Annotated in this window: 19 protein-coding genes; 7 read left to right on the top strand and 12 right to left on the bottom strand. The window is 37.0% G+C overall.

Features of this window, described 5'->3' with window-relative positions; all coding sequences use genetic code 11:
* Positions 1–43: 43 nt before the first annotated feature.
* Entirely contained in the window at positions 44–898 is an 855-nt protein-coding gene (gene kdsA, locus IPMB12_RS10645) for a 3-deoxy-8-phosphooctulonate synthase (protein WP_166917401.1), read from the top strand.
* 747 nt (positions 899–1,645) lie between these two features.
* Here kdsA and rraB read toward each other — a convergent pair.
* A complete protein-coding gene (gene rraB / locus IPMB12_RS10640) occupies positions 1,646–2,086 on the bottom strand; it encodes a ribonuclease E inhibitor RraB (RefSeq protein ID WP_166917400.1) in 441 nt (146 codons plus the stop codon).
* A 111-nt stretch (positions 2,087–2,197) separates the two neighbouring features.
* On the opposite strand from rraB, the gene IPMB12_RS10635 reads away from it, so the two are divergent.
* From IPMB12_RS10635 to IPMB12_RS12130, 5 genes are all read left to right on the top strand, one after another.
* Positions 2,198–3,040: a PHP domain-containing protein gene (locus tag IPMB12_RS10635; protein ID WP_166917399.1), complete on the top strand. Its 843-nt coding sequence runs from the start codon at positions 2,198–2,200 to the stop codon at positions 3,038–3,040.
* Positions 3,041–3,088: 48 nt separating this feature from the next.
* Complete coding sequence (locus tag IPMB12_RS10630; protein WP_166917398.1) at positions 3,089–3,709, top strand: L-threonylcarbamoyladenylate synthase; 621 nt, start codon at positions 3,089–3,091, stop codon at positions 3,707–3,709.
* A 51-nt stretch (positions 3,710–3,760) separates the two neighbouring features.
* Entirely contained in the window at positions 3,761–4,615 is an 855-nt protein-coding gene (gene rluB, locus IPMB12_RS10625; RefSeq protein WP_166917397.1) for a 23S rRNA pseudouridine(2605) synthase RluB, read from the top strand.
* Positions 4,616–5,133: 518 nt separating this feature from the next.
* Entirely contained in the window at positions 5,134–5,325 is a 192-nt protein-coding gene (locus IPMB12_RS12135) for a hypothetical protein (protein WP_208293492.1), read from the top strand.
* Between the two features lie 42 nt (positions 5,326–5,367).
* Entirely contained in the window at positions 5,368–5,799 is a 432-nt protein-coding gene (locus IPMB12_RS12130; protein WP_208293491.1) for an MmcQ/YjbR family DNA-binding protein, read from the top strand.
* 319 nt (positions 5,800–6,118) lie between these two features.
* Here IPMB12_RS12130 and IPMB12_RS10615 read toward each other — a convergent pair whose 3' ends face one another.
* The 6 genes from IPMB12_RS10615 to IPMB12_RS10590 form a co-directional block, all read right to left on the bottom strand.
* A complete protein-coding gene (locus tag IPMB12_RS10615; RefSeq protein WP_166917396.1) occupies positions 6,119–6,544 on the bottom strand; it encodes an H-NS family histone-like protein in 426 nt (141 codons plus the stop codon).
* A 132-nt stretch (positions 6,545–6,676) separates the two neighbouring features.
* Positions 6,677–7,099, bottom strand: a complete 423-nt coding sequence (locus IPMB12_RS10610; RefSeq protein WP_166917395.1) for a hypothetical protein — start codon at positions 7,097–7,099, stop codon at positions 6,677–6,679.
* A gap of 364 nt (positions 7,100–7,463) precedes the next feature.
* A complete protein-coding gene (ppx, locus tag IPMB12_RS10605; RefSeq protein ID WP_166917394.1) occupies positions 7,464–9,002 on the bottom strand; it encodes an exopolyphosphatase in 1,539 nt (512 codons plus the stop codon).
* A gap of 11 nt (positions 9,003–9,013) precedes the next feature.
* Positions 9,014–11,074, bottom strand: coding sequence for a polyphosphate kinase 1 (ppk1, locus tag IPMB12_RS10600; protein ID WP_166917393.1), 2,061 nt, complete (start codon positions 11,072–11,074; stop codon positions 9,014–9,016).
* A gap of 148 nt (positions 11,075–11,222) precedes the next feature.
* Positions 11,223–12,638, bottom strand: coding sequence for a pyruvate kinase PykF (gene pykF, locus IPMB12_RS10595; protein ID WP_166917392.1), 1,416 nt, complete (start codon positions 12,636–12,638; stop codon positions 11,223–11,225).
* A 1,056-nt stretch (positions 12,639–13,694) separates the two neighbouring features.
* Positions 13,695–14,123, bottom strand: a complete 429-nt coding sequence (locus IPMB12_RS10590) for an META domain-containing protein (RefSeq protein ID WP_166917391.1) — start codon at positions 14,121–14,123, stop codon at positions 13,695–13,697.
* A gap of 106 nt (positions 14,124–14,229) precedes the next feature.
* Between IPMB12_RS10590 and hrpA the strand changes: the two genes are divergently transcribed.
* A complete protein-coding gene (gene hrpA / locus IPMB12_RS10585; RefSeq protein ID WP_166917390.1) occupies positions 14,230–18,117 on the top strand; it encodes an ATP-dependent RNA helicase HrpA in 3,888 nt (1,295 codons plus the stop codon).
* Between the two features lie 76 nt (positions 18,118–18,193).
* Here the strand turns inward: hrpA and IPMB12_RS10580 are convergent, their stop codons facing one another.
* The 5 genes from IPMB12_RS10580 to IPMB12_RS10560 form a co-directional block, all read right to left on the bottom strand.
* A complete protein-coding gene (locus tag IPMB12_RS10580; RefSeq protein WP_166917389.1) occupies positions 18,194–19,285 on the bottom strand; it encodes a YdgH/BhsA/McbA-like domain containing protein in 1,092 nt (363 codons plus the stop codon).
* A gap of 77 nt (positions 19,286–19,362) precedes the next feature.
* Positions 19,363–20,088 carry a fumarate/nitrate reduction transcriptional regulator Fnr gene (gene fnr, locus IPMB12_RS10575; RefSeq protein ID WP_166917388.1) on the bottom strand — a complete coding sequence of 242 codons (726 nt, stop codon included), beginning with the start codon at positions 20,086–20,088 and terminating at the stop codon, positions 19,363–19,365.
* Between the two features lie 1,661 nt (positions 20,089–21,749).
* The gene (locus IPMB12_RS10570) at positions 21,750–22,796 is read right to left on the bottom strand and encodes an aldo/keto reductase (protein WP_166917387.1); all 1,047 of its coding nucleotides are present in this window, start codon (positions 22,794–22,796) and stop codon (positions 21,750–21,752) included.
* Positions 22,786–23,160: a TIGR04076 family protein gene (locus IPMB12_RS10565; RefSeq protein ID WP_166917386.1), complete on the bottom strand. Its 375-nt coding sequence runs from the start codon at positions 23,158–23,160 to the stop codon at positions 22,786–22,788. Before IPMB12_RS10565 ends, IPMB12_RS10570 begins: the two co-directional genes overlap by 11 nt.
* Positions 23,160–24,587 carry a Na+/H+ antiporter NhaC family protein gene (locus IPMB12_RS10560; RefSeq protein WP_166917385.1) on the bottom strand — a complete coding sequence of 476 codons (1,428 nt, stop codon included), beginning with the start codon at positions 24,585–24,587 and terminating at the stop codon, positions 23,160–23,162. Before IPMB12_RS10560 ends, IPMB12_RS10565 begins: the two co-directional genes overlap by 1 nt.
* Positions 24,588–24,835: the final 248 nt, after the last annotated feature.

The raw sequence follows: 24,835 nt of genomic DNA, 5'->3' as shown, positions 1-24,835 counted from the left end.
ATAGATTATTAAATCGTTACCCTCATTAAAGGAAGGTTAATTTATGAAACAGAAAATTGTTAAAGTTGGTGATATCAAAGTTGCAAATGATTTACCGTTTACACTATTTGCCGGAATGAATGTTCTTGAGTCTCGTGATATGGCTATGCGTGTTTGTGAACATTATGTTGAAGTCACAAATAAATTAAACATTCCATATATTTTCAAAGCATCATTTGATAAAGCTAACCGTTCTTCTGTTCATTCATATCGTGGTCCTGGTCTTGAAGAAGGGATGAAAATTTTTCAGGAACTGAAAAAGACTTTTGGTGTGAAAATTATTACTGATATTCATACAGAAGAACAGGCTCAACCTGTTTCTGAAGTAGTTGATGTTATCCAGTTACCTGCATTTTTAGCACGTCAAACTGATTTAGTAGTGGCAATGGCTAAAACTGGTGCTGTAATCAATGTGAAAAAACCACAATTTGCAAGTCCAGGTCAAATGGGTAATATCGTTGAGAAGTTTGAAGAAGCAGGTAACGACCAGATTATCCTTTGTGAACGTGGTGTTTGCTTTGGTTATGATAATCTTGTGGTTGATATGCTTGGCTTCAATATCATGAAAGAAGTGAGTAAAGGTTCGCCGGTTATTTTTGACGTAACTCATTCACTACAATGCCGTGATCCACTGGGTGCAGCATCAGGCGGACGTCGTGGTCAGGTGACAGAACTGGCTCGTTCTGGTATGGCGATTGGTATTGCCGGTTTATTCCTTGAATCTCATCCGGATCCAACCAGTGCAAAATGTGATGGCCCATCAGCACTACCACTGGCAAAATTAGAACCTTTCTTAAAACAAATGAAAGCGATCGACGAAGTGGTAAAAAGCTTTGATGATTTAGATACTAATAGTTAGTTATTTATTTGTATTTATAGATGAAACGGGGCATTCGCCCCGTTTTTTTATGGGTTTAGGGTTTATTAGCATGGGAATTAGCAGGGAGCACGCCCCGCAGGCGTGTATCTTTAGGTGTGGTTGCTGACTCCGTGAGCTTGACGGCCTACCATACCGCAGAGGCGCCCGTTCGTCAGGCCGACTGCGACCTCTACAATATGGTCTCCGTCAATTCTAGAAACAGAAATGTTTCAGGATCTTAAAATATAAAACCCTAAATTCTTCAAAAATACAGTTGCGCGGCGTAGCCGCACTTTTGGATCTTAAAAATAGTAAATTCTTCAATTTAATCAAAAGATTAAATAATTTAATGTAAAAATAACCTATTGATTAATAATAATTTTTTATTTAAGAGATAAGTAAAGAATCTACATTGATAGAAATTATATTGAGAAGTTTTAATAAATCTGACAAATAAAATAAAGTCAGATCTAATTTCATTTTATTTGATATGGTGGGTAGCAATAGATTTACAACTGGAAAGTATTGATTGATGGAGAGCGTACCCCATAGGTCTTAGCGAGTCATCGAGCGGGTGCCTATGGGGTGCGGTAGGCCATCAAGTCTCACGGAACTAGCAACACTCCAAAAGAAACATCTCCGGGGGGATGTTTCCCCCGACAAACACTAGGCGTAGATTTACTCTGAACAAAAGATATAAGGCAAATAGCACCCAAAAGAAAGGGCGGTTAATCCGCCCTAAAAATCTTAATGAATCTGCTCATCGTCTGAGTCATAATCCTCGCCATCGATGTCTTCATCATCATCACTATAATCATATTCGTCATCACTGGCATCATCTTCACCTTCAAAATAGGTGCCCCAGCCGTCATAATTGACGCCAAACTTTTCAGCCAGTTCAATCAGTTGAGCAATTTGTGCATTGATAAGTTTTGCATCAAGTGGAACTTCAGAAACAATATCACAACAGATAAGTGTATTATCATTTTCATCTAAAAACTCTTCCGGATCTGTTGCTTCATAACCGAGTTTAAATGCTTCAACTGCCACTTTCTCTAATTTGTCAAAATCAGGTGAAGATAAGTGATGCTCGATAAGATAAAACGCATCAGGATCACTGCCATCAGCCAGTAATTCATCAATGATATTCTCTGTTTCTTGTTGCTCTAATGCAATTTTACTATTCATAAGACACCTACTTTTATCAAAAATGAGTAATATGTGGTATATTACACCGTTATCGTAAAAAAGCATTAAGATTCTCTCCGAACTGGTTTGATTTATTAAGAAGTGAACGACATGTCTGCTGAACCTAAAAATTATGATCTGCATAGCCATACCATCGCGTCTGATGGTATTTTATCGCCTACAGAAGTGGTGCTCAGAGCTGTTGAAAATGGTGTTGATGTGCTGGCTATCACCGACCATGATAGTACAGATGGTTTAGCAGAAGCTCATGCTGCAATTAAAACTCACGACTTACCATTAAAACTAATTAATGGTGTTGAGATTTCAACAGTCTGGAGCGGGTTAGATATTCATGTTGTTGGCTTAAATGTTGACCCAAATAATTCACAACTGATTGAACTGTTAAAAAATCAATCTGCTTATCGTATTGAACGGGCTAAAGCGATCAGCGCTAAGCTGGAAAGAACACGTATTATGAATGCCTATGAAGGTGCTCAGGAACATGCTAAAGGTGAGATTGTATCCCGCGCTCACTTTGCCCGCTTTTTAGTTGAAAAGGGCTTTGTTCCTGACATTAAACGAGCGTTTAAAAAATATTTAGGTAAAAGTGGCACCGCTTATGTGCCACCAATGTGGTGTTCTATTGGAGAAGCAGTACAAACCATTCATGCTGCAGGTGGACAGGCTGTTCTGGCTCATCCTTCCCGTTATGATTTAACGGGGGCCAAATTACGTAAACTATTTGATGTATTTAAAGCAGCTGGTGGTGATGGAATTGAGGTTTCACAAAGCCGTCAGAGTCAGGACGATTTCTATATGCTGGCTAAATATGCCATGCAGTACCAGTTCTTAGCTTCACGTGGCTCAGATTTTCATGATTTCAATAATTATCTTGATCTTGGTAAAACACCTCCATTATCTGAAAATGTGCAGCCAATTTGGAACAATTGGTAGTATAATGTGCCTCAATTAAATAACAGGCCTTTATGTGAGTAAATAACGATGAGCGAATTTTTCTATATCCATCCCGACAACCCTCAGGCACGCTTACTTGATCAGGTGATTGAGATTTTAAAAGATGGTGGAGTCATCGCTTACCCGACTGATTCGGGTTACTCTTTAGGTTGTTTACTTGATAACAAAGGGGCGATGGAAAGAATCTGCCAAATCAGACAGCTGGATAAAAATCATAATTTTACTTTGATGTGCCGTGATTTGTCGGAACTCTCTTTATACGCTTACGTTGATAATACAACATTCAGATTAATAAAGAATAATACTCCAGGTTGCTACGTATTTATTCTGGAAGCAACTAAAGAAGTACCAAGACGGCTGATGAACGAAAAACGCAAAACTATTGGTTTACGTATTCCGGATAATAAAATTGACTTAGCTTTACTGGAAAGACTTGGCGAACCTTTAATGTCCACCACTTTAATTTTACCGGGTGATGATTTTGCTCAGTCCGATCCAGAAGAGATTGAAGATCGCATTGGGCATCAGTTAGACGCGATTATTCATGGCGGCTATATTGGTCAGCAACCAACTACAATTATTGATTTAACCAGTGGCTATCCTGTTGTTTTACGTCAGGGTAGTGGTGATACAAAACCGTTTGAATAAAACGATTAAAATGATTTTTATTGATACCTGTGAAGGTAACGAGAGGACAAGATGAGTACAGATAAAACAGAGAAACTTCAGAAAGTATTAGCAAATTTGGGTCATGGTTCACGCCGTGAACTGGAAACGGTAATTTCTGCTGGGCGAGTCAGTGTAAACGGACAGATTTCTAAACTGGGTGATCGGGTAGATATTAATCTGTCACCAGTAATTCGTTTAGATGGGCATGTTATTCCACTACGTGCTAAAGATAAAGAGATCTGCCGGGTAATGGCTTATTACAAGCCGGAAGGTGAAGTTTGTACTCGTAATGATCCGGAAGGTCGTGCAACCGTTTTTGATCGTTTGCCAAGTCTAAAAAATGCTCGTTGGGTAAATATTGGTCGTCTGGATATCAATACTTCTGGCTTATTACTATTCACTACTGATGGTGAGCTGGCCAATCGTCTAATGCACCCAAGACACGAAATTGAGCGTGAATATGCTGTGCGTGTTTTTGGACAAGTGACAGAAAAGCAACTTTTTCAACTGAAAAAAGGTGTTCAGCTTGAAGACGGCATGGCATCTTTTAAAGTGATTAAACCACAAGGTGGTGAAGGTTTAAATCAATGGTTCAATGTGGTTCTGACAGAAGGTCGTAATCGAGAAGTACGTCGTATGTGGGAAGCTGTTGAAGTACAAGTCAGCCGCTTAATTCGTATCCGTTATGGTAATATTGATTTACCAAAAGGCTTGCCAAGAGGTGGCTGGGTTGAGTTAGATTTAAATCAGGTTAACTACTTACGTTCTTTAGTGGGATTATCTGTTGAAGAAAAGAGTAAAGTCGTTGTTGATAAAAGTAAGAACAGACGTTCTAAACAGATCAAATTTGGTGATGTAAAACGAGCAATTAAAAAACGTTTTTAAGTTTATCTTGTTGCGCGGCTATGCCGCGCTTTTTGATCTTTGGTCTCGTGGAATATTAACCTGTGGGTGAGCTTAGCGGTACTATTCCGATGCGCTGAACATGCAAGCCATGTAACGCTTACTCCATAGCACCGCCAAGCTCAGTATGCATCAAATAACACTCACAGATAAAAGATTAAGAAATCAAGAGATTATTGTTTAGGTTTTTAAAGAGATACTGAAAATTAAATTTGATGGAGAGCGTATTCCATAGGTCTTAGCGAGTCCTCGAGCGGGTGCCTATGGTGTACGGTAGGCCATCAAACTCACAGAATCGAAAATCAACACCAAAAATATTGCGCCAGGGCGGCGCAGTCCGCCCCAATCCCAATGCTAATAACAAACAACGACACAAAGAAACACGAACGCGGGACGTGCTCCCGCAAAAAACCATCTGATAACAACTCCAAACACGACTTTAATTTTAAATCCTAAAAAGACTATAATTCCCTAAATAAAATTACAGAAAGGGAATTCATATGTCTGACGCTATATTTAACAATAGAAAATTAAATATAAATAAACTGATTCCATTTGGTTTTACTAAAAATAATGATCAACACATCTATTTAGGAAACATTGCTAATGACCAGTTTCAGATGGTTGTCACAATCACTAAAGACGGAAAAATAAATACCCAAGTTCTTGATCTTGCATCAGATGAGGAATAAATACTACACAAGACCGTTGAAGCCAGCGGATCGTTTGTCGGTATGGTCAGAGCGGATTATCATAATGTGTTGCAGAAAATTGCTGAACAATGTTTTGAACTAAATATATTTAAAAGTGATGATGCTAAAAAGATTATTGAATACATCCGAAATACTTACCATGATGAGCTGGAGTTTCTGTGGCCAAAATTTCCTAATAACGCAATTTTCAGAAGAAAAGATACCAGTAAATGGTATGGTGCAATACTGACTTTGTCTAAACGGAAATTAGGTATTGAATCAGATGAAATAATCGAGATTCTCGATCTAAGAATTAATCCGGAAGAGGTTACTGCAGTTGTTGATCATAAAACGTTCTTTCCCGGCTATCATATGAATAAAAAGCACTGGTATACCATCTGTCTTGATGGTTCTTTACCGATAGAAGATATCTACCAAAGGATTGATATCAGCTATCAGTTAGCAACTAAATAGTTTATATTTCAATTAAAATCTTTAATAAAATCAAAGGGTTGTGAATTTAAAATAATGGTGAAATATTCATTAAAATCAAATATTTAATAAAATATGTGAGTCCTTAAATTAAGCAATGTTTTATTTGTAGGAGTGACCTGATTATCACTGAGAAGTCATGATTGATGGAGCGCGTACCTCATAGGTCTTAGTGAGCCTGACGAACGGGTCCCTATGGGGTGCGGTAGGCCATCAAACCCACGGAGCCTGCAACCGCTCCCAAAAAACATAATAGGGGGATGTCTCCCCCGCAAATACCAGTCTAATCAAAAAGCAGACATTATTTGATTAAAAAATCATTCAGCATCTTTTGCTTTTTCTCAATCGCTACACGGATAGGTTTTGGCATACGCCCTTGTCCATTCCAGGTTTTTAATTCTCCGGCTGGATTTTGATATTGATATTTGGGTCCATGAGTTTTGCGAGTTCTGCGTGGCTTTTTAAAAGCAGGAAAGGTGGAACCAATCACTAAATCATTGATATTTACGCCATCAGAGTGCATCATCGTCAGATATTTTTCGACTTTCTTATTGTGTTCCGCTAACGCTTTTTGAGCTTGTTTATCTGACTCATGGCGTTCATTAACCACTTGCTGAAACTTAGTTAAAAGTTGGTCGAGTAGGGAAGTCGGGACTTTACGAACCTGTGAGCGAATCTTTCTCAGATTATTGGTTAAAAGAATCTCTTTCTGTGGTTTTATTGCCATTTGCTCATACCCATTAAAAAATAAAAGTCGCGAGTTCGAACTTTGTTTCTGGCTCCAACTAGTAATGTTCATAGCTTAATGGAGCTTGTTATAACATGATTATTCATTTATTTCTAATGAAAAAATAGATCCTTATTTGGATTCTTCAATTTTAATAATATAAGTTTTATCTAATATTTGTGAGCTATTCCCAAATGAAGTATTTATTGTTTCTGCGCTTATAGTAATTCTAATATTTTCAAGTTTACCTGGTATACCTCTAATAATTAGATGATTGTAAGATGTGGGTATACTGTAGTCAGGTATAAGCTCTATTCCTGAATCTAAAGGATGAATGGAGTAAGAAAAGCTTCCTCCACTAATATGCCCAGAACCACCTTTAATATCTATTTCAGCATAATAGGGCTCTCCCAATATGCCTATAGGTAACTCTCTGGGTGTTACTATAAGATTTGTTGTGCAAGCACTTAATAAAAAGCTTACTAATATAAAAACACTAGTAGAAATGTAATATTGAAAATTTGAATATCGCATAAAATTATTAGAGTATTTCATTAAATATTATGACTCCAGTCTTTCAGGATCGTTTTCTCATTGTACTAATTATGCTCATACTTGATTTATTGTTTAATTCTTTAATCATGACATACCCGATTATTCTTTTTCAAAAAACATAGGCCTCTAATATTTTTTTATGCCATTTAGGAGAATTAACTAGCTCCCATCCCAAAAGGAATAGAGGCTATCATAAGGCTGATAAAAAAAGCAAAAATTAAAGGGGGAGGTCTTTATCATATTTAATCCCAACAAAAGTGATTAAAATGATATGAAGAGGGGCGCCACAAAGTAATCCTAGAAATAACCCTTTAATAATCAGCATTTTTACCTTAAATAATTATTTGGAATTATATCAGAACTACTAACAAACATTCACAAGCAACTGCCAGTCTTTTACCGGTTCCCAGTAATTTTGTTCCTGCTCTAAATCTAATAACATTAGCCCATGTTGTTCTGATATCTGTTGATCAATTGTGAGTGAAAGGCAATTAGTCATTTTGTCACAAACACTGAGTTTAAAAGCCTCAAGCGGTAGATCGAGCTGTCTTTGGTTATTAATCAGCACTGCTAAACGCAGAATCTGTATTAGGGCTGCAACCTGTTTTGGCTCAAATAAGCTGAATGAAGGAATACTTTGGACTTTAATTGATTTACGATGAAAACGTACCAGAGTTGCAAGCAGAAGCTGTTGTTCTTCATTAAAACCGGGCATGTTACTGTTTTGTAAAATATAAGCTGAATGCTTTTGAATGCCAGAGTAGTTGATATTGAGTCCTACTTCATGCAGCAGGGCAGCCCAATATAAAATAGATTCCATCGTCGGGTTAGCTAAGGTTGATGGAACTTGTTTACTCCACTGTTGATATAAATGTTTAGTGGTGTTGACGACTTTATTGGCATGCTTATTATCAATACTGTATTGAGCTGATAATCCAAGTGCTGTACGCTGACGAACATTTAATTCACTGAATTGTTCCGTCATTTCATATAAAACACCTTCACGTAAAGCACTTTGTGTATAGTGCATCTCTTTTAACTTTAAGGCATTAAAGAGTCCGGTTAAAATCGCTAGCCCGGCGACAAACAAAGGTCTGCGCTCAGCAGAAAGAGACGGGAAGTTAATCTCATCAAACGTTTTAAACTCAAAAACGTAAGAGATAAGGTCATTTAAGCGTTTAGTCGTGATAATTCCATCTTCAACACCCATATCCAGCAGGATATTATAGATACACTTAATTGTGCCTGAGGCCCCAAAAGCAATCTGAGCGCCCGATTTTTGAATCGGTAGCGCAATTTTCTCCAGTTGTTGTTCCGCAGCAAGCGTTGCTCTTTTAAAGGCTTGTGGTGTGATTTTCTGCTCCGGGAAGAATTGTTGAGTATAGGTTACACATCCCATCGGGCGACTATCAACAAAATTGGGTTCTATATCAGTGCCCATAGCCAGTTCAGTCGAACCTCCACCAATATCAATCACCAGTTTAAGATCATGAGTCGGTTCTGTCTGTACCACACCAAAATAAATGAGACGAGCTTCTTCCTGACCGGAAATCACTTCAATAGGATAGGGTAATACCTGAGCTGCAGCTTTTAAAAATTCGTTACGGTTTCTTGCTACACGAAGGGAATGAGTACCGACAATTTTGACATTTTCTGGCGGAAAATTCTTTAATCGTTCGGCAAAGAGTGACAGTGTAACTACTCCGCGATCAATACTTTCCTGATCCAGCTCTTTATTTTTATTAAGTCCAGCAGCTAAACGAGCTTGTTGTTTGATTCGATTAAGTATTTGAAATGAACCATTAACGTGACGAGCCACAACCATATGAAAACTATTAGAACCTAAGTCAATAACAGCATATTCGTCGAATGTTGTATCATTTTGAACAGATTGAGGAACCATTAGATCTCCAGTTAATTAGGGTCACTTTCTCGTTGTTTTAGATAATCATAGATAGCAAGCTGGGCGCGTACTTTACGTTTATTACCACGTTGCACATATTTATTACTAAATTCTTTATCAATAATTCTTGCTTTGACGTTATCGCTGGTTTGTATGCTAAATATATCGTGAATCACTTTCTTTAAAGCCGGATTCACAACTTTTACTCCGACTTCAATTCGGCCATCAATATTACGTGGCATCCAGTCAGCGGAGGAGATATAGGTATCTTGCTCTCCGCCATTTTCAAAAATATAAACCCGGGCATGTTCCAGGAAGCGGTCAACAATACTGGTGACGACAATATTTTCACTTAAATCAGCAATGCCCGGTACTAAAACACACATACCACGACATACGATACGGATTTTCACTCCAGAACGGGAAGCTTCATATAATTTATCAATCAGTCCCTGATCGGTCAGGCTATTGATTTTTAAGCGAATAGCTGCGTAGTTGCCTTGTGCAGCATTATCAATTTCACGTTGAATGAAGTAATACAGACGATCACGGGTATTTTGTGGTGAAACCAGTAAATGTTCAAACGTCACTGGTTTATAAGGTTCTTCAATAAAGTTGAACACTTTTCTGACTTCTGCCGTGATATTCGGATCGGCTGTCAACAGGGAAAAGTCAGTATAAAGACGAGCGGTTTTTTCATTAAAGTTACCAGAACCAACATGCGCATAACGAACTATTTCACCATTCTCTCTGCGGTCTATCAAAAATAGCTTAGCGTGAATTTTTAAACGAGTCGGTGAGAAGATCACTTTTACACCAGATTCTGTCAGGCGTTTAGCCCAGTGAATGTTAGCCTGTTCATCAAAACGAGCCTGTAACTCAACAACTACCATTACTTTTTTACCATTATTAGCAGCATTAATCATAGCGTTCACTATGCGCGAATCTTTTGCTACACGGTAAATATTGATACGAATCTGAGTGACATTTGGGTCAAAAGAGGCTTGACGCATGATTTCCAGTACATGCTCAAAAGAGTAGTATGGATAATAGAGCAACACATCCTGTTCTCTGATCGTATCAAATGCATTGCGGAACTTCTTAAAGCGTTGATAAGAAAGAGGTGGTAATGGCTTATTCAGTAAATTAGGTCGCCCCAGACTTGGGAAGTGCATTAAGTCTTTAAAATTTGGATAACGACCACCCGGGATAGCATCATAAGCGGAAATTTTTAACTTACGCATCAGGAGCTCAATCAACTCTTTAGGCATATTTTTTTGATAAATAAAACGTACTGGCTCAGCGGTTAAACGCTGTTTTAAACCTAAAGACATCAAATCAAGGAAACTGGCATCGAGTTCATAGATAATGTCATATTCAGCATCACGTGTAATTTTAATTGAATAAGCATTAAACTCAGTAGCATCAAAGAAAATCTTAAAAATATCTGATAAGCAGTAACGTAATATATTATCTAAAAAGATAATAGATTTGTTTTTACTGGCAGCACTAGAAGGCAATAGCACAAAACGGGAGACTTTATCTGATGGAATCTCAAGCAGTGCATATTTAGTTTCCGTACCATTAATAATTTCAACTGCCAGATAACTAAAGTCATCTTTTAGAAATTGAATCAAATCGGTATAACTATCAAGCAAAATAGGGGTGATATACTGGCGTAAATTCTGCTTAAAGTAGAGACGAATCCACTCTTCCTGATGGGAGGTTAACTGACGTTCATTGACTAAGAAGATTTGATTACGTGCCATTTCAAGCAGAAGTTCATTATATAGCGCTTCAAACTGGACTTCTGATTGCATAACGCGTTGTTGCACTTGTTTAAGTAACTGGCTTGAACCCGATGAATTACCTTGTTCCTGATTGATCAGGACTGTACGTTTTAAATCAGCAAACTGAACTTTATAAAACTCATCCAGATTATTGGCATAAATTCCTAAAAAGCGAATACGCTCAATTAAAGGCGTGCTTTGATCTGCCGACTCTTGCAACACTCGTTCATTAAATGCTAACCAGCTCAGTTCCTTTTTGAGGTAAACATTCTCTTGATTCATTGCCAGATCTACCTTACATCAGTGAAAATATGAAAGTAACTTAAAATAGTTCAATAGTTTGTCCAGTATACCTTTTTTAAATAAAGAAAAAATAAAAAACCAGCAATTTTGCTGGTTTTTATCATCTTTAGTAAAAAGCATATGTCTGTTACAGACGATGTACCGATGTAGTATTGGTTGTTCCACTTGGTACAAGAGCACCAGAAACCATAACAACAGTATCACCTGGTTTAGCCAGACCTTTACTTAACGCGATTTCTTTACCTAAACGGTAGAAGTCATCAGTCGAGTTAATCGGGTCAATTAAACTTGGCTCAACACCTTTAGTTAAGATTAGTTGATTTGCTGTTTTTGGATTAGATGTTAATGCTACAATACGAGCAGTTGGGAAGTAATGACGAACTTCTTTCGCTGACTTACCACTACGTGTTGCAACAATGATAAGTGGTGAATTTAAGCGTTCAGCAATTTCAACAGCACCACAACAAACAGCAGCAGTAATACGTAGTTTCTCAGTTGGTTTATGAAGTAATTCAAGTGAAGCTGGCATGACATTGTCTGTACGACTACAAATTGTTGCCATTACAGAAACAGATTCTAAAGGATATTTACCTTTAGCACTTTCACCAGATAACATTACTGCATCTGTACCATCAAGGATCGCATTTGCCACGTCGCCAGCTTCTGCGCGAGTAGGGCGTGGGTTTTTAATCATTGAATCAAGCATTTGAGTTGCAGTGATAACAGGTTTTGATGCACGATTACATTTTTGAATCATCATTTTTTGTGCAAAAATAACTTCTTCTACCGGGATTTCAACACCAAGGTCACCACGAGCAACCATGATACCGTCAGAAGCTTCAAGAATTTCATCAAAGTTATCTAAACCTTCCTGATTCTCAATCTTAGAAATAATTTGAATGTTTTCGCCACCATGAGCTTTTAAATGAGCGCGGATTTCTTCAACGTCAGAACGTTTACGGATAAACGATGCCGCGATGAAATCAACACCTTGCTCACAACCAAAGATAAGATCTTGTTTATCTTTTTCAGCAAGAGCAGGAAGTTGAATAGAAACACCCGGTAAGTTAACACCTTTATTTTCACCAAGATCACCGTTATTAAGAACAGTACAGATAACATCGTTACCTTTGATCTCTTTAACTTCCATCGCGATTAGACCATCATCGATAAGAACACGATTACCAACTTGTAAATCCTGAGTTAAGCCTTTGTAAGTAACAGCAACGCGTTCCTGATTACCAACCACTGAGCTATCAGTTGTTAAAGTGAAAGTTTGACCTGCAACTAATGAAACATCGTTGCCACCTTCAAGTTTAATAGTTCTGATTTCAGGACCTTTAGTATCGAGTAGAATAGCCGCTTTACGACCAGTTTCTTGAATTACATCACGCAGATTTTGGATACGTTGACCATGTTCTTGATAGTCGCCATGAGAGAAATTAAGACGCATTACGTTCATGCCTGCAGCAAGCAGTTTTGTTAACATTTCTTTGGATTCTGTCTTCGGTCCAATAGTACAAACAATTTTCGTCTTTTTCATAATAATATCTTAGTTCCGGTTTAAGTTTATTAAAAATAAAAAAACCAATGCCTGGGCATTGGTATGATTTTAAGGTTGATCTAGGGATCGACCTAAGTTTTTTAGGTTGTTGCAATTTATCTTATGTAAGGAAGAAACGTTTATATTCAAGGTTCTTAACTCACTAAATGGGGGTTCTGGATACGGTTTCATTATAGTCCTATCCCGCTTTTAAATAAAGGTTTTTATTATAAAGGTTATTATTTTTTATATGAAAGAAGTATATTTTTTTAAATATAAATCAATTGGTTGTTTGTAAGATAAACAATTTTAAATGAATGATAAAAATGGTATATGTATTAGCTTGGGGTCTGGGTGGGGAGTACATTCTGCTGGTGTGTATGTTTTTTAGGGTGTGATTATCAGCTTGGTGTGCGCGGGGGATACATCCCCCGGGGATGTTTTTTAGAATGTGATTGCAAATTTCAGTGCGACTTGATGGCCTACCGCACCCCATAGGCACCCGCTCGAGGACTCGCTAAGACCTATGAGGTACGCTCTCCATCAATCACGGCATCTGATACTTAACTAAGAAAGACATAACACCTTATTCAGTTGACATTCAAGACAGAGAAAATACATTCTTTTAAGAATTTAAGAATTTAAGAATTTAAGAATTTAAGAATTTAAGAATTTTTTTATCCAAATTCTTTTAGATAGTGGTTTTTTGATATTGGAAACTATTTTGAGAAGTCACCGACGCTTTGATTGATGGAAACCATACTTTAGAGGTCTTAGCGAGTCCCCGAGCGGGCACCTCTATGGTATGGTCAGCCATCAAACCCACGGAACAGGCAACATCACCAGAAACATTGCGCCAGGGCGGCGCAGTCCGCCCTGACACCCATGCTAATAACAAACATAAAAAAGTGGTTACTCATGGTAGCGCAGTTCGTCCTCAACCATACAATACCCGAAAAAATCACGCCAGCGGGGCGTACTCCCCGCTAAAATCCACATCAAAAATAAAAAAGGCCAATCTAAATTGGCCTTTTCAATCTTAAATAAACTAAAAAATTAGTTCACTAAATCACTTAACTTATAAACTAAAGTTGTTGTGCCTGAAGTTAAAGTTAGGTTTTTATCTGATAATGTTGCTTTAGCACCATCTTTAAAGATTTGGCCAATAGTTGAGTCAAGAGCATTTAGTTGCTCGTCAGCACACAACATTTTGGTTGAAGCAATTCCCGGGCTGGTTAGTACACCGTCAGTTAAGGTCGTTTTACCAAAGAAACGGTTACACATTTTACCATTGATCATTAAGCCTTCACCAAATTCGATATAAGCTTGTTTATCAGCTGGCACTTCTTTACCATTTTCCTGAATTAACACAAAACGATGATGTAAAAGGTCTTCAGTTGTTGCTGTCTTTTCTGATGTTGAGTCACAACCTGCTAATCCTGCTAACATTGCCGCTCCTGCAATTAAAACAATAAGTTTTTTCATAGTCACTCCTTTGTTATATAATGAAATAAAATGATGGGTTAGTTACTAATATTCTAACGAATAACGGAATCCAAAACCAGTATATAACATAATTTCTATTAAAATCATGTCACAGCAACAATTAAAGCACCTATTTAATCAATTGGATAAAGTTTGTCTTAGCGATAAACTCAAATTGAGTCGTCAACTGTTATCACTGAAAAAGCAGGGGACTATAACGCCTGAAGCTTTATCACAAGTAGAACAAAAAGTGATTGACGCACTGTCTCGTTATCAACAAAAAAAATTATCCTGTCCGGCTATTGTCTATCCTGACAATTTACCTGTAGCAGAAAAGAAACAAGCTATTTATGAAGCGATTCGCGATAACCAGGTTGTTATTATTGCTGGTGAAACAGGTTCTGGTAAAACGACTCAGATTCCTAAAATCTGTTTAGAACTTGGCAGAGGCATCGCCGGTTATATTGGTCATACTCAACCAAGGCGTCTGGCAGCGAGATCAGTAGCCAGTCGTATTGCAGAAGAATTAAAGACTGAAATAGGTTCAGCTGTTGGTTATAAAGTTCGTTTTAGTGATCAGGTGAGTGAAAATACCTTAATTAAACTCATGACTGACGGTATCTTGCTGGCAGAAATTCAGCAAGATCGACTGCTAATGCAATATGACACAATTATTATCGATGAAGCCCATGAACGTAGCCTTAATATCGATTTTATTCTGGGATATTTAAAGCAGATCCTGCCAAAACGTCCAGATCTAAAAGTGATCATTACTTCAGCGACCATTGATCCTGAACGTTTCTCAAAACATTTTAATAATGCACCGATGATCGAAGTTTCTGGTCGAACTTATCCAGTAGAAGTGCGTTATCGTCCTTTAACTGACAATAGTGAAGACGAAGGAGATCAATTACAGGGCATCATTCAGGCAATTGATGAGCTCTCGTATGAGACTAAAGGTGATATTCTAATCTTCTTAACTGGCGAGCGGGAAATTCGTGATGTGGCTGATGCGTTAAATCGCTTAAATTTATTACATACTGAAGTATTACCTTTATATGCACGTCTATCAGCCGCAGAACAAAATCGAATTTTCCAGTCTCATGCTGGACGACGAATTATTCTGGCAACCAATGTTGCAGAAACGTCACTGACTGTTCCTGGTATTAAATATGTGATTGATCCGGGACTAGCCAGAATTAGCCGTTATAGTTTTCGTACCAAAGTTCAGCGTTTACCTATTGAGCCAATTTCTCAGGCATCAGCTAATCAGCGTAAAGGTCGCTGTGGGCGGACATCTGATGGTATTTGTATTCGTCTTTATGATGAACAAGATTTTCTCTCGCGTGATGAATTTACTGCGCCAGAAATTTTAAGAACCAATCTGGCCTCTGTTATTTTACAGATGACCTCACTCGGACTTGGTGATATTGCTGCGTTTCCTTTTGTTGAAGCGCCGGATAAACGTAATATTCAGGATGGTATTCGTTTATTGGAAGAACTTGGTGCTATCTACCAAAAACAAAGCCAGTATCATTTGACTCAAATTGGTCAAACTTTGGCACAGTTGCCGATAGATCCTCGTCTGGCCAGAATGGTAGTAGAAGCCAGAAAGCAGGGCTGTATTAAAGAAATTATGATCATCACTGCCGCTTTATCTATTCAGGATCCAAGAGAACGTCCTTTAGAAAAACAACAGGCTTCCGATGAAAAACATCGTCGTTTTTTAGATAAAGAGTCTGATTTTGTCACTTTTGTTAATCTCTGGAATTATATTAAGGAGCAACAAGAAGCATTATCAGCCAGTCAGTTCCGTAAATTATGTAAGCAGGACTATCTGAACTATTTACGCGTCAGAGAGTGGCAAGATGTTTATACCCAGCTAAGACAAGTGATTAAAGAACTTAAATTTCCGGTAAATAGTGTTGCTGCTGATTATCGGGCAATCCACTGCTCTTTACTTAGTGGACTTTTATCTCATATTGGTCTGAAAGATTTAGAAAAGCATGAATATACCGGTGCACGTAATATTAAATTCTCTATTTTCCCAAATTCAGGGTTATTTAAAAAACCACCTAAATGGTGTGTGGTTGCTGAACTGGTAGAAACCTCAAAACTTTGGGGGCGCATCGCTGCACAGATTGATCCTGAATGGATTGAACCACTCGCTGAGCACTTAATTAAACATAGTTATAGTGAACCTCATTGGGCTAAATCGCAGGGCACTACGCTGGCAAACGAGAAAGTCACACTATTTGGCTTACCTATTGTGAATCAACGTTCGGTTAATTATGCACCAATAGATCCCATTATTAGCCGTGAACTCTTTATTCGTCATGCTTTGGTTGAAGGTGACTGGCAAACTAAACATGCTTTCTTCCAGAAAAATCGTCAGTTAATGGATGATGTTGAAGATCTAGAACATAAATCCAGACGCCGGGATATTTTAGTTGATGATGAGGTTTTATATCAGTTTTATGATAAACGTCTACCTGTGGATATTGTATCTGCCAGACACTTTGATAACTGGTGGAAAAAGACAGAAAGATCACAACCTGATTTATTAAACTTTGAAAAAAGTATGTTAATTAAGGAATCAGCAGGTAAGGTAAGTCAGCTAGATTATCCAGACTCTTGGCAGCAAAATAACTTAAAATTACCGTTATCTTATCAGTTCGAACCGGGTAATGAGGCTGATGGTGTAACAGTTCATATTCCAGTTGCAGTGTTAAATCAGGTTAGTGAACAAGGTTTTGACTGGCAAATTCCGGGGCTTAGACAAGAATTAATTATCGCTTTAATTAAATCTTTGCCAAAACCAATAAGGCGTCATTTTGTCCCAGCTCCTAATTATGCTGAAGCATTTTTATCCCGGGCAGAGCCACTCGGTATGCCATTACTTGAATCTTTAGAGTGTGAGTTTCGACGAATGAGTGGTGTCACAATCGATCGGGAAATGTGGCAATGGGATCAGATTCCGGATCATCTTAAAATGACTTTTAGAGTGTTGGATCAAAACGATCGTAAACTACAGGAAAGTAAAGATCTGCAATCTTTAAAAACTGATCTAAAAGATAAAGTTCAGCAAACACTTTCTAAAACGACAAAAAGTGAACAAATTGAGAAGCGGAATATTACAGAATGGGACTTTGGCCAGTTACCAAAATCTTATGAAAGTAAGCGTGGTCAATATACCATTAAAGCTTATCCGGCGTTAGTTGATGATAATCAAAGTGTAAGTATCAAACTGGTTGATTCAGAGTCAGAACAGCAACGCTTAGCGTTAATCGGATTACGCCGTTTACTGTTATTAAATATTCCATCACCAGTGAAATATCTACATGAAAAGTTACCAAATAAAGCTAAACTAGGCCTATATTTTAATACTTTTGGCTCTGTTTTAGATCTGATTGATGATTGTATTATTTGTGGTATTGAACAACTGATTAAATCTCATGGGGGTTTAGTCTGGAATAATGAAGAGTTTGAACAGCTGTTGTCTTATGTCAAAGGACATATTAATGAATCAGTGGTAGAGATAGCTAAACAAGTCGAGAAGATTCTGACTCTGAATTTTAACATTAATAAAAAGCTAAAAGGACGATTTGATCTAAATATGGCTTTTGCTATGTCAGATATAAAAGCGCAATTATCCAATCTGATCTATAAAGGTTTTGTCACTCAAACTGGAGCAACAAGGCTTAATGATCTGTATCGTTATTTAACAGCGATTGAAAAGCGTCTGGAGAAAATGTTACTTGATCCAAACAAGGACAGGGCACATATGCTGAAAATTGAGCAGGTTCAGACTGCTTATCAGCAGTTATTGAAAAAACTACCTGCTGACAGACAACAAGATACGACAATAACAGATATTCGCTGGATGATAGAAGAGCTTAGAGTTAACTTTTTTGCCCAGCAGCTTGGAACGCCATACCCAATTTCGGAAAAACGTATTTTTCAACAGATTGATAATATTGCTAAAAACGGATAACAATAGGTTAAATAAATGATTAGTAGAAAATAAAAAAGGGGGCTTTATGCCCCCTTGTATTTATAAAAAATAATAATTATCTGAATAAATCAATATAAACTGTTCTGTTAACACCACGTGAATTTTCTGCTACACGAGTAATATGATAATATTTCGCTCCCATTTCAGCTGCACGTTTTGCTGCCTGATACGAAATATCTGTATCTGTCGCAAAATAGCCACGGAAAGAGATCGAATCAAACGGAACCATCTTAGCCGCTGTTGCATCATTTAATTCTTCAACTTTAGTGCCGTTAGGTAGCGTGACAGTGTAACGACTTCTTGTAGGTGGTAAAATTGATGATGAAGTTGCTGTTGATGGGGTTTGTGTTGTTACTCCAGCTGTATTTACTGCTGTTGTTTCAGCTGTAGCAGTTGGTTTAACTTGTTCAGTTGTTGCTGATTGGGATCCTGATTTAGTTCCTTCAAATTTCTCAGCATAATACTGTTCATTGAATGCTGTTGAAGAATAGTAGCCTGGTTTCTCAACTTGTAATGCAGCTTCACCACCTTCGGCTAGTGCCTGGCGTCCTGCTTCTGAATCATATGGAATAGCATTTTCTGGTTGCACATGACGAATAGGAGCATCTTCTTTAAATAAATAAGCAGTAACCTCAGTATTACGCGAGTTGGTTTCTATTTGTCGATCAATATAGAAAGCGTAAGCACCTTTAGCTGCGGCCGCTTTACCAACAGCTTCATTGATATCATATTGGTTAGGATAATAAGCACGTAATCTTACCCAGTCATAAGGTTCAAAACCAACTGCAATTGTTTTTGGATATTCGTATACGCCTCTGAATTGTCTTAATTTAGGTTTTTCTTCTTCTTTTGCTACTGCATCAGCTTTATAGAGGTTAGCGTAAACAATTCGTAAAGATGGATTACTGCTATGGGTGTTCATGCTTGTTATATAAAAGTAGGCTGCACCTTCTTTATCTGCAATTTTAGATATTGCACGAGCAGCATCACTAAAACTCATATAAGTACCACGAGATGTCACTTCTTTAAATGAAGTCAGGGCCTCAGCTCTTTCCGGAGTAAGCTCTTCTGCAGCAAATGAACTAAATGATACAGGTAATAGGGTAAATAGTGCGGCTGCTAAAAATGTTTTTTTCAATGAAGTCATGGGTAAGACCTTATTTATCAGAATAGGAAACTGCGATATTCTATCATAGATTTATAGCAAAAAGAGAGCAGAAAAAGTTATTCTGACTCTCCGGCGGCTTTAATTAATTCAGATAAATTTTTGATCAGAATATATTTACCTTTTACCATCAAAATTTCTGCTTGCTGTAGTCGGGTGAAGATACGGCTCACAGTTTCAATAGTTAAGCCCAGATGATTAGCAATATCTGCACGGCTCATGGCTAATTTAATATTTAGTGAAGTATGACCACGTTGAGCGTATCGACGATACATTGAATAAACAAATGTTGCCAGACGTTCTTCAGCATTCTTCTGAGCAAAAATCATAATCAGTCTTTGTTGATTTAAGATTTCATTACTCATTAAACGAATATTGTGTTCACGAATAGAAGCACTTTCATTACCAAAAGCAATCAGACGGTCATATTTGACTTCACAAACTAATGTATGGGTCAGGGCTTCAATGTAGTTATGATATTTGTTTTCACAAATAGCTTCATAACCAAGGATATCTCCCGGTAAATAGAATCCGGTGATCTGCTGGGTACCGTTATTTGTGATCACATAGCTTTTCAGGCAACCAGAGTGGATCACATATAATTTATTAAATGGATCGCCGGCTTTTACTGCGATCTCATTTTTAGCAAGAGCTTTTTTCTGATTTAATAAGTTTCCCAGTGTGCAGTCCTGAATCATAGGAATACACAAGGAGCCTATACTACAAAGCTCACAAGGCACAGAATAGCTATTTGAGCGTAGCCTTTTGTAAGAGTTATTATGCATGATAAAGATTTCTATTTTATTTATTGTTTATATACAATTAGTCAGTCGCGAAAGGGTCTTGGTGTAGATTAACATTTTCATTTATTTTTGTCGATTTGTTAAATGAGATGAATTTTGGATCTATATCTCAAATTTTGATAATTTATTGCATAATTTGTTGGCGTTATTAAAATTAATTAATTATTTTTATAATTGACAGATATCAATTAAAAATAATTTTTAGTGAAATTTAAGTTCTGGCAAGCCACATTTATTTATACAGGACAGTAAAATTCAAGGTTTGAAGTAGGGTAAGAACTTGCCAGTTTAAGAGGTTGTTAAGCAAAACTACCATTAACTCGAATCACCTGAGAGCTTATTATCCAGCTACAATCCACCTCCAATGTACTAACACACTTGCTATATCTTTTTGTGAACAATAGGTTCCAGCGGAGATAATCTAGCCAGTTATTAAAACCGTTTTATCGTTAGATATGGAATCATTTCTTATAGTCATAAAAATCCTCCTGATATTTTTGGCTGACTTTTACTTTTATATTTATAACTACAAATATAAAGTTTTCATTTTAGCGTTTTTACTACAGGAGTCAGATTCAAAAAACTATATTTTTTGCTTAAATTAAGCAGGGTAGTTATTATTTCGAGATAAGTTAGTGGGTATTTACTATATAACACAAGGTATAGGCAACATTTTGATTAATAATATTATTTATCATTATATTATTTAACATAATATACATTATGCGAACCAAAATATAAATATAAGCAATCTCAGAGGTCTTCAATATAATTATCCAGCAGATTTAATTTCGGATGATTTCCAGCTAAAAACTAATCTATTTTACTACAATTAATAACTTCTTTTTAACCAGGTTCACTCTGGTTCTGATTAACTGAACCAAAAAGCTGACCATAATATTAAAATAATTCTATAAAACTAAGTTAAGTTTTGATATCTCTAATCTTAGATCTTATTCATAATTTATTTCTTAAATCTATCTATCTCAATTTTAAATTAGCTTATCATCGAATATATTGTCTTAGTTTTGTTTCATTCTTATCATTTTATGTTTAGGTTGTTTCCATAGATTTTGATTAAGCCTTGTCATTACTAGCTATCTCTTTATGCATATTCTTACTCACATCACTTAAATTGATATGTGGATAATCTAAAAGTTACTCACAAATTCTGTGAATAACTTTTGGGATAAACAAGAAAAGTTGTTAAATTACATATGTATGACGCTATGACGGAATTTCAATCGTTAGCTAATTTATTAAGCAAATGCACTAACTAATCTGAATGATATCCTGGTTTCTTAAAATCTAAACTTCCTATAAGTTAAAGTTATAGTTATTAAATTTAGCTAAACTTTTGCTCATTTTAGGTGAGCAAATGCTCACTATCACCTGTGAACAATTGATTATTCTCAGATCATAAGAAAATATGATCACAAGATCCTACTCTTTTAGATCTGGATCCTATAAGTCATAGTTAAAAATAAGTGATTTTTTAGTGACGTTGTCACATTTTGTTTTATTGAGGAATAATTTATGAGGGATTATGAGTCAGATTTAAAAAAGGATGAATATTGTGATATCCATCCTTTTATTTGAAATTTTTTTATTATTGAATAATGAAATGATTTATATAATTGAAACTATTCCTCATTCAGGTTCATTTTCATAATATTACGATGTTTACCACCTTCCAGACGCTCTAATTCAAAAGGTTCACCGTCAATAATAGGATATTGATTAATTAACTTATCAATGGCTTTGTAGTCTTCTGGTAATAATTCTGCTTTAAATATCTGCTGATTGGACAGAATATGGCGCTCACTTCGGGTTCCGATGATAGCCGCAGCTACCGCCGGTTTATTTAACACATACATGGTTGCAACATTGGACAACGAACATCCACGTTTAAGCCCTATTTCTTTCATGAGTTTAAGCAGCTTTTGATAACCATCCCAACCAAGTGAATCTTCAATGACTAGTTGATATTTAACTAAAGAACGATTTTCCAGACTGCTTGGTTTTGCCTGATCAATCCAGCGTTCAGACAAGAAACCACCCGCAAGTGAACCGTAACAGAGTAATTTCACATTATTTGTCTGACAGAAATCAACCATTTCTTTTTCTGGTCTACGGTCAAGGACTGAATATTGAGTCTGATTACTGACTAATGGATACCCTGCTTTAACCAGTTCTTTTAAATGTTTAGTATCAAAGTTAGTCGTGCCTAAATTGGCGATTAACCCCTTTTCTTTTAAACGAACTAAATGACCAGCAATATCCAGACAACCGTTAACATTATAATCCCACCAGTGGAATTGAACTAAGTCTAGCCGTTCTTTATTTAAACGTTTCAGGCTACGAACGATGATTCTTTCTACATAATTGAAATCAATTTCACCCAGAATAGACAAATCAGGTACAAATTTGGTGTGAACCTGAGTATCATCACGCCCAATACTCTTTTTTCTTTCCAAAATAAACTGGCCAATAAGTTCTTCAACGCCAGTATAAATATCTGCACAGTCAAAAGTGTTAAAGCCTTGCTCGACTAATTGATGAAAAGCCTTAAGAACCGGAGCTGTATCAATTGTATTTTGTAGCGCATGCCCCTCAGAGAGCTGCCATCCACCATTAATCACACGGCAAGTACTATATTCCGGAGTGATATTCATTCTTTTATTTAACATTCAGTGTATCCTTATCTGCATCTACAGAAGAATTTAAAGGAACAACGGTACAATCACTATGTTTAAATTCAGTCATTTTAGTTCTGGTAATTTTAAATCTGGCACCACAATAAGGATCAGGACAAGCGATTAAAGCATCAGTTGTCATCCAGTCATTACTGTGTGTCATGCGTTGTTTGGCTGGTAAAATTGGCAGTAACGCTGCTAAGGCATATAAAGAGAACTTACCGCCTTCAGGAAAGATCAGGTTTTCACCGACGACATCAAATCCTTGTCCGGTATGATGAGAGCAAACGTACGGCTTATCACCCGGAACAACTTCAACGTGTAAATCGTATAATTGAAAGATATCATTGTGATTCATCAGTTTGGCTCCTGAGAATTTTGCTTGATTGACGCCCTATTTTTACCTTCAAAACGACGTCCCCAACCAGTATAAATGCTGACAGAAAAAACAACAAATAGTGCCCAAGGATATAATGCGCTATATAAAAGTGTAAATGGGGTCAGCACATCTCCCATTACCTGGCTCTTAACAGCACTCATCACAATAAAGACAAATGCGCTAAATGGTAACAGGACTGGAATACTATTTGCCATCGAGCTCATAATATGAGAGCGGCGGAAAGGATGTAAATTTGATTGTTTACCGACTTTATCACCAATTGGGCCAAACATAATCAATGCAGCACTGGTTACACCGGCAAATAGTGTTGAACAAATAAGTGAACCAATAGCCAGTACTGTTTCAGTTCTGCGAGGAGTGATTGAGCCTTCTGATTTCAGTAGTTTATTGGTAATAGCATCCAGTGCACCACTTTTTTCAAAGATACCAATAACCGCAAATAGTGATAAACATAGCATGATTGTTCCGGTCATATGGGAAATACCACCATAAATAAATCCGCTGACATTACCATCTTTAATTAACAGTACTTGAGACAGTTCAAAACGACCGGCCAGCAAGCCAACCACAACACCAGTAATAATACCAACAATCAAAGCCTGAAAGATATTTTTAGTAATAATAGCCAGAACCACCAAAACAATCACAGGTAATAACATAATTAAAGCAGTTGGACTGGCATTCTCAATTAATTCAAAACTGACGTTACTGCTGCCACCAAGGATTAAGTAGAATGGAATTGTAAGCAGCGCAGCAATTATGGCATATGGAGTACGGGAGACAACTACACCGCCAACTTCTGCTGTTGCCCCCGACTCCTGATAAGTTTGAGTACTGGCTGATATGACTGTTACATCAGATACCGGAGCCAGGTTATCACCAAAGATAGCACCGCTTAAAATAGCTCCGGCAAGCATGGCTGGATCTCCGCCAAGTTGTACACCAGCAGCAAAAAAGACTGGTACAGCGGTAAATATGGTACCAATTGATGTTCCAGTCGCTGTTGCAATAATTGCAGTAGCAATAAAGGTAAAAGCACAAAATAGTGCACCTGTAATACCTGTTTCAACACCTAGCCAGACAAACCCACTGGCAATACCACCTGCTTTCATCATATCGGAGAAGATACCAGCAAATACTAAAATACAAACCAGAACACCCGTCAGTTCAGTCGCAATACCAGAAATAGCTCCGTTCCAGTAATTCACCCAATTTTTAGAAAAGAAAGCACCAGCAACCAGACCAAGGAATCCTCCCATGGCAAGTCCTGTCATATCAAAGGCTTTTTCAAAAATAAACAGATAAACGGTGATAATTAAGAACACTATAATAGGCACGGCGACAAAAAATCGCCCACCGTAAAATTCAATTTTGGAAGAAGACAAAGGAAACTCCTGATTTGATTTATAAGTTAGTCTTGTATCATTGAACTAGTATAATGATGTTTTAATAGAATACAATATTAAAGAATAAATAAAATCAGGTATAAAATAGCTGAAACCGATAAGTTATTTGATTTAGGCAAAAATTTTATTTATCAAAAAGTTAATTTTAATTCAAAAATATCCGGATTTATCAGAAGTGATTAGCCAATAATCCTGTTGATTATTGGCTAATGGATGACCTCAATAGA

The organism is Zophobihabitans entericus, assembly GCF_011745665.1.
GTDB lineage: Bacteria > Pseudomonadota > Gammaproteobacteria > Enterobacterales > Orbaceae > Zophobihabitans > Zophobihabitans entericus.
This window is presented reverse-complemented; position numbering and strand designations above follow the sequence as displayed.